This is a genomic window from Fusibacter paucivorans, assembly GCF_018390735.1.
GTDB classification, from domain to species: domain Bacteria; phylum Bacillota; class Clostridia; order Peptostreptococcales; family Acidaminobacteraceae; genus Fusibacter; species Fusibacter paucivorans.
The window spans coordinates 57,244-68,877 of the sequence record NZ_JAHBCL010000025.1 but is presented as its reverse complement, the minus strand read 5'-3'; the positions used below and the strand labels follow the sequence as shown (position 1 = coordinate 68,877).

Genomic DNA, 11,634 nt, shown 5'->3' with positions numbered 1-11,634 from the left:
CTTTTTTCTTTTTTTGCATAAGATAACCTCCTATTTATAGATTCGACATAAAGTAGGAGAATTCCTTTTTGTAATTTATGGAAATTTTTAAGGGGCTGTCTATTTCCCGACAGCCCCTTTTTTATCATAACGATCCATCTATTGCCGGATCACTCCCCTTCACTTCTAGGCATTCCCTGTTAACCAGTCAAAAATAAGGGTATAAGTTTTTAAAATTAGGGGGGTGTTGTTGTGTCTATCCGTCGCAGACTTTTCCTGTCATTGAGTTTTATATTAATCATACTATTGGCCTTCGGCATCTATATGCACAACCTCTATCAAACGCTGGCGCAGCATATGGAAGACGCGAGTGTCATCTCATTGACACTTCGATCGCTGCAGCATACGCAAATTGATCAGGCATCTTTCGTCAAATACGGCAAAGCGGATGATGCCAACAGCTGTTGCCGTGAAATAACCGAAGTCAAAAATGAAATCACCCACACAACATTATTGCCTGGAATCGAAGCGCAAACCAACAGTTACATCGCTTATCTTGAACAACTCAAAATCGTCCGTATCCAAATGGTTGAATCAGAAAAATACCTTAATGAAACCTCAAGCGCACTCATGGCACTCATATCTGATGAAACACAGCCGCCTAATTTTGATCGTGCCTATATCCTGTCAAAACTAGTCGACGGCATGAATACAGAAAACCGGTACCAGCTTTCCAACCGCCAATACGGCGTCGAGCAACTAGCCTACTTGAACGACATCAGCGCCTATGCAGAGTCTATCCGAAGAACGGCTTCGACCTCAGAAATGGCAGAAACGGCAATAATGCTTTTCAATCTGAGTCGAGATTTATATGACGTCAACAAAGACCTCATCACGCTGAGGCAAAATTTAGAGAAACTCACACTGCAGTTAAACACACTCGTTGACAATATGACCAATGATATGGATTCTGTTATGCTAGATCTCCGCCAGACAAATGAACGCGTCGTCTATCAAATCAAAAACCTCTATATCACCATGTTCAGCATTATCTTCTTTGCGTCTATTTTTATCTTAGCGCAGCTTTCAGCTCGAATCAACAACTCACTCAAAAGTCTTACTGACGGCACAAAACGCATTTCAGAAGGTGATTATAATTCTAATATCATTATAGACGGCAACGATGAGTTTGCCACGCTTTCAACGAGCATCAACAGCATGGCAGAAACACTCCGCAATGCACATTTCTCTATTGTGACTTATAACAATCAGCTTGAAAAAATGGTCGATGCCAAAACCATGGAACTGCTTCAAACAAAAGATGATCTCGAACACCTTAATCGCAAACTCGTACAGGAAAAAGAAAAATATGTTATTCTTGCAATGACCGATGCGCTGACAGGACTTAAGAACCGCGCCTTTCTCATCTCCTATTTAGATCAGGCTATCAATGAAGCCAAGCGCTATCATCATACTTTTTCGATTATGCTCTTGGATATTGATTTTTTTAAACATGTCAATGACCAATATGGCCATCATACAGGAGACGAAGTCCTAAAATCACTTGCTGAAATTCTCAACAAGGCGTGTCGACAGGCGGATATTATTGCTCGCTATGGCGGCGAAGAATTTATCATTGTCTTTGCCAGTACACCACTTGAAAGTGCTATCGTCACTGCCGAACGCATTCGGGAGAAAGTATCAGCGGCACATTTCACCGCACTTGATTTGCACATTACAATCAGTGCCGGCGTCACCACTTACCGCGGTGATACGACAAGCTCACTTATCGAGCGCGTTGATGCATTGCAGTATAAAGCAAAAGATAGCGGCCGCAACTGCATCATTCACGATTTCGAACCCGAATCAGATCCCGTATAAGCCTTCATTAGACACTTTTAAAAATCAACATATCTTTAATGCAATGATGATGCTATTCATCACTAGGATGATGTTCATACTTGATGTTCATACTTGATGTTCATACTTAAATGTTCACACTAAATAAAGCGAAGGAGATCCCTTCGCTTCATTAGAGTTAAAACATGCTATATATGTTGGCCCGGAACCCTTTTATAGAAGGTACGGGCTTGTTGCCATTAGCGCTCAATCCGTTTTGCAATATCCGTTCTGTAATACGCCTTGTCAAACTGTATCTGTTTAACACCCTTATAAGCTGCTTCGCGCGCCGCTTCCAGTGTATCCCCAAGCGCCGTCACGCCAAGCACTCTGCCTCCATTGGTTGAAACGACACCATCCATTAATTTCGTGCCGCAGTGAAAGACGACCGCCTCATCAACCGCTTTAAGGCCACGAATCGGAAAGCCTTTTTCATAATGTTCGGGATAACCGCCTGATGCCATAATAACGCACACAGCATGTGAAGCTGACCATGTGAGCTTAATTTCGCAAAGACGCTCATCCAGAATTGCTTCAATGATTTCAACCAAATCATTTTCTAGCCTTGGCAACGTCACTTCTGTTTCAGGATCACCCATCCTCACATTATATTCTAGGACATTTATCTCATCCTCGTCAATCATTATTCCTACAAACAAGATTCCTTTGAAGCTAATGCCATCTTTTTGAATCCCCGTAATGAAAGGATTAAGAATTTCCCTCTGAATGCGTGACATCAAGGCTTCATCAATAATCTGACTCGGTGAATAAGTGCCCATTCCGCCTGTATTGAGCCCTAAATCGCCGTCAAAAATTTTTTTATAATCCTGTGCCGGCTGCATTGGCACAATATCTTTACCATCGACAAAACAGAGAATCGAAGCTTCAATTCCCTTCAAAAAAGATTCTAAAACAATCAGGTCGCCAGCTTCGCCAAAGACTTTATCTGCCATCATATCCATGATCGCCTTTTTCGCCTCTGATTCATCCTGGGCAATAATAACGCCTTTGCCGGCTGCCAATCCATCCGCTTTTACGACCACGGGATAACCAAATTCAGGAAGCGCTTTAATCGCCGAATTCGGTTCTGTAAACGAAGCATACTTAGCCGTCGGTATGCCATGCCGCATTAAGAATGCCTTGGTAAAATCCTTACTGCCCTCAAATCTCGCCGCCGATTTGTTAGGACCAAAGATGCGAAGACCGGCTGCTTCAAAAGCATCGACAACGCCAAGCACCAATGGCAGTTCCGGACCGACAATGGTTAAATCGATGGCATTTGACTGTGCAAATGCGACGAGTCCGTCAATATCATCCACATTTATCGCAACACACGTTGCCAGATCGGCAATGCCCGCATTGCCGGGTGCCGCAAAGATCTCTGTCACTTTAGGGCTTTGTTTGAATTTCCAGATCAGTGAATGCTCACGTCCACCGCTTCCAATTACCAGTAATTTCATAATATCCCCCGTTAATGTTTAAAGTGTCTCATGCCTGTAAAGACCATGGCAATACCATACTGATTGGCCATATCGATCACTTCCTGATCTCTAATAGACCCTCCTGGCTGGATGATAGCTGTCACGCCTGCTTTACACGCTGCTTCAAGGGCATCAGCAAATGGGAAAAATGCATCAGAGGCCAAAACCGAACCTTTCGTCGGAAAATTTGACTGCCGAATAGCATTTTGGGCTGCCCATACACGACTAACCTGTCCTTGTCCAATACCAAGTGTCTGCCCTTCTTTGCTAATGACAATACCGTTTGATTTTGAATGTTTGACGACTTTCCATGCAAACATGAGCTCTTCGATTTCTTTTTTAGTCGGAATACGCTCCGAAACCACTTTGAGGTCATCCTGCAATAGCGGCATATCGACGTCTTGAATAATGAGACCGCCTAAAATCTTTTTCATATCACTTTGTTGTGCATTTGGCTTCTTGTCAATATTCGTCAATTTGAGCAGTCTCGTATTTTTCTTTTGCATAAGGACTGCCAGTGCATCTTCTTCAAAATCCGGTGCAATCACGATTTCTACAAAAATCTCATTAATCTTTTCGGCCATTTTTAAATCAACTGCACGATTAGCCGCGATGATTCCGCCGAAAATAGAGACAGGATCACAGTCATACGCTTTTTGGTACGCCTGAAAAATATCAAATCCCGTCCCGACGCCGCAAGGATTGGCATGTTTTACCGCTACCACTGTTGGTTCTTGAAATTCTTTTAATAGCGCAAGTGCACCGTTTGTGTCATTAATATTATTGAATGAGAGTTCTTTGCCATGAAGCTGAACGGCATCCGAAAGTGTTCCTTCCGTATCAAAGACTTCTTTATAAAAAGCCGCTGATTGATGTGGATTTTCACCATAGCGAAGACTTTGAATGCGTTCAAAGGTCATTGTCAGTTTTTCAGGATATTTCTCTCTTCTCCCTTGAGCTCGTAGATAGGAAGCAATCATGGCATCGTAATACGCAGTGTGTTCGAATACTTTTAGTGCCAGATCATAATGGCAATCATAATCCAGTGCACCCTCTGTCTTAAGCCCCTCCAATACGCGTTCATAATCTTTGGGGTCGACGATGACAATGACGTCCTGATGATTTTTTGCTGCTGATCGCAGCATCGTCGGGCCACCAATATCGATGTTTTCAATCGCATCTGCCATGGTGACATTCGTCTTATTTACCGTTTCTTTAAATGGATACAAGTTAATAACGACCATATCAATGGTCTCAATGTTTAGTGATTCGAGCTGGCGCATATGATCTTCACTGCCGCGCATCGCCAAAATGCCGCCGTGTACAGCTGGATGCAGTGTTTTGACACGCCCATCCAGACATTCTGGAAATCCTGTAACCTCTGAAATATTTTTAACCGGAATACCAGCATCCTTAATCGCCTTTTCCGTTCCACCCGTCGAGATGAGTTCAACCCCCATTGCACTAAGGGCTTTTGCAAATTCGACGATGCCCGTCTTGTCAGATACACTCAACAGTGCTCGCTTAACCATTTGATACCTCCTCAAATCCTGTCACATATAACCGTTATAATTGTATTTGTCTTTCATCGCTCATCACTCCATCATTTTATGCTTGCCAGTACTGTCGCTTTATGCATTTCATAACGGCGATGGTCTTTATCCTTAATGTTACTCTTATCATGCATTCGTTTCAGGAAGCCGCTTAATCATTCCGAAGTCTTAACACTTCCCGAGCACAAATCTCGAACTGTCCGAACGATCAGTTGATGCTCGACTGTTAGAACGCGTGCACTCAATGTCTCTACTGTATCTCCCTTTAGTACGGGGACACGCTCTTGATAAATAATTTTACCAGTGTCAACGCCTTCATCAACAAAATGCGTCGTGGCGCCTGATTCACTTTCCCCATTTGCCAGTACCGCTTCATGCACATGATGTCCATAAAACCCCTCACCGCAATATTTCGGAATCAGCGAGGGGTGAATATTGACAATTCTGCCTTCGTATTGTCGAATCGTTTCCGGCTTTAAGATACTCAAGTAGCCTGCAAGTACGACATAATCAATTTGATGTGCCGCCAGCAGCGTATTCAATTTTTCAGCACGCGCATTGGAATCAGGATAATTTTTAATGCCTAAGTAGTGGGTTGCAATCCCGTTTTGCGCCGCACGCGTCAATCCATATGCCTGCTCCCGATTAGAGATGACGAGTTCGATTTTTGCTGAGATCTCCCCTGATTGGATGGCATCAATCAATGCTTGTAAATTGCTGCCGCCGCCGGACACGAGAACCGCAAGTCGCTTTATTTGCATAATGCAACGCCCCCATGTGCTGCTGTTACTTTGCCGATCACATAACCTTTATCGTTTGTCTGATTTAAAATTTCAAGGGTTTCTTCAACCTGCTCCGGCGAAACGACGAGTATATAGCCAATACTCATATTGAATGTACCATACATTTCTTCCAGTGCGATATTGCCCTTTGCCATCATATAATCAAAAATTGGCAGCATTGGCCAAGAACCGAGCGTAATATCGACACCCAATCCCGTCGGCATAATGCGGGGAATATTTTCATAGAAACCGCCGCCAGTCATGTGCACCATACCTTTAACCGTCATCTGGTCGAGGACATTCAAAATCGACTTGACATAAATTTTCGTGGGCACCAGCAAACTTTCGCCAACAGTGCTGTCGAGCGCTTCAACAAATGTATCAATACCAAGTCCTAGTTTATCAAAGAACAGTTTCCGTACCAGCGAAAAGCCATTGGAATGCACACCGCTGGATGCAAGGCCAATTAGGACATCGCCTTCAGTAATCCCCTGACCGGTAACAATTTTCGATTCATCGACAACCCCTACTGCAAAGCCCGCCATATCGTATTCATTCGCTTGATAAAAACCAGGCATCTCCGCTGTTTCACCGCCGAGGAGCGGCATTCCAGAAAGTTTGCATCCATCTGTCACGCCTTTGACAATGTCTGCAATTTTCTCAGCTTCAATGTGCCCAGTCGCTAAATAGTCCAAAAAAAAGAGCGGTGTGGCTCCCTGACATAAAATATCATTGACGCACATGGCAACGAGATCTTGACCTACGGTATCGTGTTGATCCATCATAAAAGCAATCTTTAATTTCGTACCAACGCCATCAGTCCCAGCAACGAGTACGGGACTTTCAAATTTGCCGCTCAAGCGCAAAAGTCCGCCAAAGCTGCCGAGATCGCCAATGACATCTCCGTTAAAAGTTTCCTTGACGTGTTTTTTCATAAGGTTTACCGCACGTGCGCCTTCTTTGACGTCCACGCCCGAATCCGCATAGGTAAGTTTACCGTTTTCCATGTTTGACAGTCCTCTCCTCAACATATATTCAAAATCATTTAACCGTCTCTTTAGACGATTATAAATAATGCCGTTTTGCAGCAATGATTTGCTTATTATTAAATAACTTGGACAATGCCTGCCCAATTATGTGATTACCGTTATATGATCACAGCTATGCGGCAATGTTGTTCATAACATTACCGCATCATTTAATCCGCTTTTCAACACTAGCACTTTTCAAAAATATACTTGTTGCCCTCTTGCGGCACCGCCATTGGATAATCCCCGTTAAAACAAGCAGTGCACAGTTCTGATTTCGCCATGCCAATAGACTTAACAAGACCGTCAACGGTTAGATAAGCTAAGCTGTCAGCACCAATCATATCACGAATTTGTTCCAGTGTATGGGTTGCGCCCACTAGCTGCTTGCGCGAAGGCGTATCAATGCCGAAATAGCAAGAATGCTTAACCGGTGGGGAGCTGACGCGAATATGCACTTCTTTTGCCCCTGCTTCTTTGAGCATATTGACAATTCGGCGGCTTGTGGTTCCCCTGACGATTGAATCATCAATAAGGATAAGACGTTTCCCTTCAATGTTGTCGCGCATGACATTCAGTTTAAGTCTAACGGCAAGTTCTCTGGACTTTTGATCCGGCTGAATAAAGGTTCGACCCATATACTTATTCTTTATCAATCCCGTATCATAGGGGATACCAGATTCTTCCGCATAGCCAATTGCCGCTGCAATTCCCGAATCGGGCACCGCGATAACCATATCCGCTTCAACGGGATTTTCACGCGCGAGTATTCTGCCCGCTTCCTTTCGAGACATGTAGACATTGACGCCGTCGATAATACTGTCCGGACGGGCAAAATAAACATATTCAAAGCAGCAGAGTGCCTTGCGTGCAATATTGTCATACTGAATGGATTCAATGCCGTTATCATCAATGACGACAATTTCCCCTGGTTCAATATCCCGAATAAACTCTGCGCCGACCACGTCATGAGCACATGTTTCAGATGCCAGAACATAGCCGCCGTTTAGTTTTGCAAGCGAAAGCGGCCTCAGACCATGTGGATCACGCACGCCGATGAGCATGTTGTCAATAATGATAACCATTGCAAAGCTGCCTCTGATCTCCTTAACAGATTCAATAATCGCCTCTTTCATTCCGAGATGATAATTCTTGGCAATCAAATTTGCAATGACCTCTGAATCGATGGACGTTTGGAATATGGAACCCTCGTCTTCAAGGCGATCCCTGATGACACTGGCATTGACGAGATTACCGTTGTGAGCGAGTGCAATACTGCCACCTTTATACCGTACCACCAGCGGCTGGGCATTTGAGACGTAGCTTTCTCCTGTCGTCGAATAACGAACGTGACCGACGCCGATATCAGCCGGAAGCCGATCTAAAATCTCGCTGTTAAAGACTTCCTGCACCAATCCCATCTCTTTGTAGTACTGCATTTTTCGATCTTTCAATACGGCAATGCCGGCACTTTCCTGCCCGCGATGCTGTAATGCGATCAATCCAAAGCACAGCATCTGTGAAATATTTTCCTGTCCGGGCGCGTAGATACCAATGACCCCGCACTCTTCCTTTAATTTATCCATCGTAAATATTGAATCCATTTATGCCTCCACAATCCTTTAACAGTCGCCTTATTTTTGCAGGCGACCCAATACTTCCTGATAAGTTGCCTCGACATCACCGAGATCTCTTCTAAATCTATCCTTGTCCATTTTTTTATTTGTCTCTGCATCCCACAATCTGCAAGTATCCGGTGAAATTTCATCTGCGAGTATAACATCGCCTTTGAAGACGCCAAATTCGAGTTTGAAATCGATGAGTTTTAGCCCGCGTTCCAAAAAGTAAGCGCAGAGGATATCATTGATTTTAAAGGCCATCGACTTAATCGCCGCAACTTGATCCTCCGTTGCGAGTTCAATTGCAGCAATATGGTAATCGTTGATCATCGGATCGCCGAGTGCATCGTCTTTGTAGCAAAATTCCAGTACCGTTTTTGCCATTGGTGTTCCCTCTTCCAAACCAAGGCGTTTTGCCAGCGAGCCCGCTGCTACATTTCGAACGATGACTTCAAGCGGCAGTATTTTTACAGCTTTTACGATTTGTTCGCGATCGTTGACAAGTGATTCGAAGTGTGTTGGAATACCTTCTGCTTCAAGCATTTGAAAAAGCAGCGCACTCATTTTATTATTGACGACGCCTTTATCAGCAATCGTCCCCTTTTTTTCACCGTTAAATGCGGTCGCATCATCTTTATACTCGACAACATATAAGTCTGCATCCTGTGTTTTGTATACTCTTTTAGCTTTGCCTTCATATAACATTTCTAACTTTTCCATTGTTTTTCCTCCTGAAATGGTTAAATGTATACGGTATGACCCTATGATCAATAGCCTCAGATCGGCGGGATACCACTTTCATAAGCGAGGAAACTGCATCATTCAAATTGCAACCTGTTTACGACAATCGGTATTATTATAATAAAACGCTGATACAGCCCATTGTCGTGTAGGATTACTCAAAGATCATGGTGTCGTTTCCTTAAGTGTTAGCCTCTTAACTTTTCTTGTAACTTGGCATCTTTATCAAGTACTCTGCCTGCAAGCGTCTCCTTATATGCCTTAATCTTTTCCCGAAGCTCAGGATATTTAATTGAAAGCATCTCAATCGCCAGAAGTGCCGCATTTTCTGCACCATTAATCGCGACTGTCGCTACTGGAATACCCGATGGCATTTGAACAATCGAGAGCAACGAGTCCAAACCGTCAAGTGTCGATGACAGAATCGGCAGCCCGATCACCGGAAGCGGCGTCACTGCCGCCAACACACCTGGCAAGTGCGCCGCTTTTCCCGCTGCGCCAATAATAACCTCGAAGCCATTCGCTTCAGCATTTTCAGCAAACTGAATGGCGAGATGCGGTGTCCGGTGCGCCGATAAAACGCGTACTTCTGTCTCCACATCGAATTCTTTTAAAATATTGAGTCCTTTTTCAACGACTGGAAAATCCGAATCGCTTCCCATAATAATTGCTACTTTCATCTTTGCCTCCAAATTCATTTCTAACCTATTGAAAAAGAATGATTGCTAACATAAAAAACCTTTTAGCACAAGCGCTAAAAGGTTATGGCACAATAATAAAACCAATATGATATTGGCACAAAATGATTTTCTGGATATTATGTTGTGAAATCGAAACGCCTTGGGACGACATTTTATTCCTCCAAGCAAATCCACAAACAGAATTAAACTATTTAACTCGTTTCTTTCTGCCTACATTATAAGAAACTTTAAACTCAACGTCAATAAAAAACGAATAATTTTAATAACTATTTTTATTTTATTCACATAAAATCCATTATATCGAATAATGTCATTTGAACTTTTCGGTTTTTCTGCTTAAAACACGAACTTTAATAGAAATAACCCATCTTGCTGAAGCTTATCTTCGCAAAACGGGTTAGACCACTGTAATGGTAACGGCAAATCATGTCAATGTTATATTATTACAAATAAAATTTTTCTTTATCAAAATCTGATGCAAAGATCATTACAGTCTCATGACAGTAAGTTTCTCCCGGCATCAAGCTGACAACCGTATTGGGAACAGCTTGTGTTTCAAAGCAAATGCCGCGGTGATTTTTAAAATCACCATTATTTGTATAGATCACCACTGCATTTTGGTTGGTTGAAAGCTGCATCCATCTTCCTGACGTCTCATCACCATAGAGAACATCTGGGCCCTGCTCAGCAACTGGTCGCTCCAGACAAAAGGGATGATCAATGCCATTGGTTAAAGCGTGATAACTTTGCGCAATCGGCACCATTCTGTGAAAGTCATAAGGTGTACCACCTAATGGCGACGGTGTCATCTGCGGTATGCCGTCATCATCAATTTCATAATAGCGATTGGCATTGACAAATAGGTACTGTTCGCCAACATCAGCATTGCGTCTGCCAGATAAGTTGTAATACCCATGATGCGTCAGGTTAATATGTGCCATTCTATCCGTAACGGCTTCAAAGAACAATTTGACATGATGTTCTTCGGTCAACGTAATACGAAATTTAATCGTCATGTTACCCGGAAAACCATCTGATAAATGCTCATGAAAATATGTAAAGACAATGGATGCATCATTCGTTCCCTTTTCAACACTGTCAATACGCCAGCGTTGATGATGCAGCCCCTTTGAACCGCCGTGAAGGTGGTGCACCCCTTGATTGCGCTCCAATCTGTAGATGACGCCTTCTAGATTGAGCTGACCGTTTTCAATGCGACCTGCCGTCATGCCGATAGCGGCATTGAGATAATAAAGGTTTTCACAATAGCTTTGAACATCGTCATAACTCAATAAAATATTCTCCAGCAGCCCCTTTCGATCCGGCATAATGATTTTTTCAATAATACCGCCGTAATTCATTGCCGTCAGCGAAGCACCTGTCTCTGATAAGAGTGTGATGGATTCCACTTCAAACCCCAGACGTCTCGATAATTTTACATTTGGCTTTCGAATAATGTCCATATCATCTCCCCTTTTCCCGGTCTTGTCGTTTACGGCTGATATACAAAATCCAAAAATGCTTCAAACGCCTTTCGATTCCTTTTGAAGACACCCACATCCTCCAGAACCGACTGAAATTTCAAGCCGACTGCTTGCTGAAAAAACAGATCCACAATTTTCTCACTTGCCCTTGCCGTCACGCCGCCTCGCACTCTCTTCTGCGTGCATTGTATTCAGAATCGACAAGTCCGCGTTTTTTATTCGTATTGATGATGACAATGCGATAGTCACCAAGTGCCGAAGTAATCTGATCGTATTGAAGGGTGTCACAGTTCAGTCGAATGGCATGATCCGCTTCACTATCGCCGAAAATCGCTTTGAATTGTGCCATCAGATTCATTATTTCACC

General features: G+C 43.3%; 10 protein-coding genes. 1 reads left to right on the top strand and 9 read right to left on the bottom strand.

Annotated elements, in window-relative coordinates; genetic code table 11:
- Nucleotides 1–231: 231 nt before the first annotated feature.
- Nucleotides 232–1,860 (top strand): diguanylate cyclase, encoded by a 1,629-nt coding sequence (locus tag KHM83_RS19970; RefSeq protein WP_213237664.1) that lies wholly within the window; start codon nucleotides 232–234, stop codon nucleotides 1,858–1,860.
- 218 nt (nucleotides 1,861–2,078) lie between these two features.
- Here the strand turns inward: KHM83_RS19970 and purD are convergent, their stop codons facing one another.
- The 9 genes from purD to KHM83_RS14030 form a co-directional block, all read right to left on the bottom strand.
- A complete protein-coding gene (purD, locus tag KHM83_RS14070) occupies nucleotides 2,079–3,338 on the bottom strand; it encodes a phosphoribosylamine--glycine ligase (protein WP_213237663.1) in 1,260 nt (419 codons plus the stop codon).
- An 11-nt stretch (nucleotides 3,339–3,349) separates the two neighbouring features.
- Complete coding sequence (purH, locus tag KHM83_RS14065; RefSeq protein ID WP_213237662.1) at nucleotides 3,350–4,891, bottom strand: bifunctional phosphoribosylaminoimidazolecarboxamide formyltransferase/IMP cyclohydrolase; 1,542 nt, start codon at nucleotides 4,889–4,891, stop codon at nucleotides 3,350–3,352.
- 176 nt (nucleotides 4,892–5,067) lie between these two features.
- Nucleotides 5,068–5,673: a phosphoribosylglycinamide formyltransferase gene (gene purN, locus KHM83_RS14060; RefSeq protein ID WP_246543112.1), complete on the bottom strand. Its 606-nt coding sequence runs from the start codon at nucleotides 5,671–5,673 to the stop codon at nucleotides 5,068–5,070.
- The gene (gene purM, locus KHM83_RS14055; RefSeq protein ID WP_213237661.1) at nucleotides 5,664–6,701 is read right to left on the bottom strand and encodes a phosphoribosylformylglycinamidine cyclo-ligase; all 1,038 of its coding nucleotides are present in this window, start codon (nucleotides 6,699–6,701) and stop codon (nucleotides 5,664–5,666) included. The genes purN and purM overlap by 10 nt, the downstream gene beginning before the upstream one ends.
- 209 nt (nucleotides 6,702–6,910) lie before the next feature.
- The gene (purF, locus tag KHM83_RS14050; protein ID WP_213237660.1) at nucleotides 6,911–8,326 is read right to left on the bottom strand and encodes an amidophosphoribosyltransferase; all 1,416 of its coding nucleotides are present in this window, start codon (nucleotides 8,324–8,326) and stop codon (nucleotides 6,911–6,913) included.
- Nucleotides 8,327–8,356: 30 nt separating this feature from the next.
- A complete protein-coding gene (gene purC, locus KHM83_RS14045; RefSeq protein ID WP_213237659.1) occupies nucleotides 8,357–9,061 on the bottom strand; it encodes a phosphoribosylaminoimidazolesuccinocarboxamide synthase in 705 nt (234 codons plus the stop codon).
- 209 nt (nucleotides 9,062–9,270) lie between these two features.
- Nucleotides 9,271–9,780 carry a 5-(carboxyamino)imidazole ribonucleotide mutase gene (purE, locus tag KHM83_RS14040; RefSeq protein ID WP_425513876.1) on the bottom strand — a complete coding sequence of 170 codons (510 nt, stop codon included), beginning with the start codon at nucleotides 9,778–9,780 and terminating at the stop codon, nucleotides 9,271–9,273.
- A 446-nt stretch (nucleotides 9,781–10,226) separates the two neighbouring features.
- Nucleotides 10,227–11,246 carry an aldose epimerase family protein gene (locus tag KHM83_RS14035; protein ID WP_213237657.1) on the bottom strand — a complete coding sequence of 340 codons (1,020 nt, stop codon included), beginning with the start codon at nucleotides 11,244–11,246 and terminating at the stop codon, nucleotides 10,227–10,229.
- 175 nt (nucleotides 11,247–11,421) lie between these two features.
- On the bottom strand, nucleotides 11,422–11,625 hold the full coding sequence (locus KHM83_RS14030) for a hypothetical protein (protein WP_213237656.1): 204 nt from the start codon (nucleotides 11,623–11,625) through the stop codon (nucleotides 11,422–11,424).
- Between the last annotated feature and the right edge of the window lie 9 nt (nucleotides 11,626–11,634).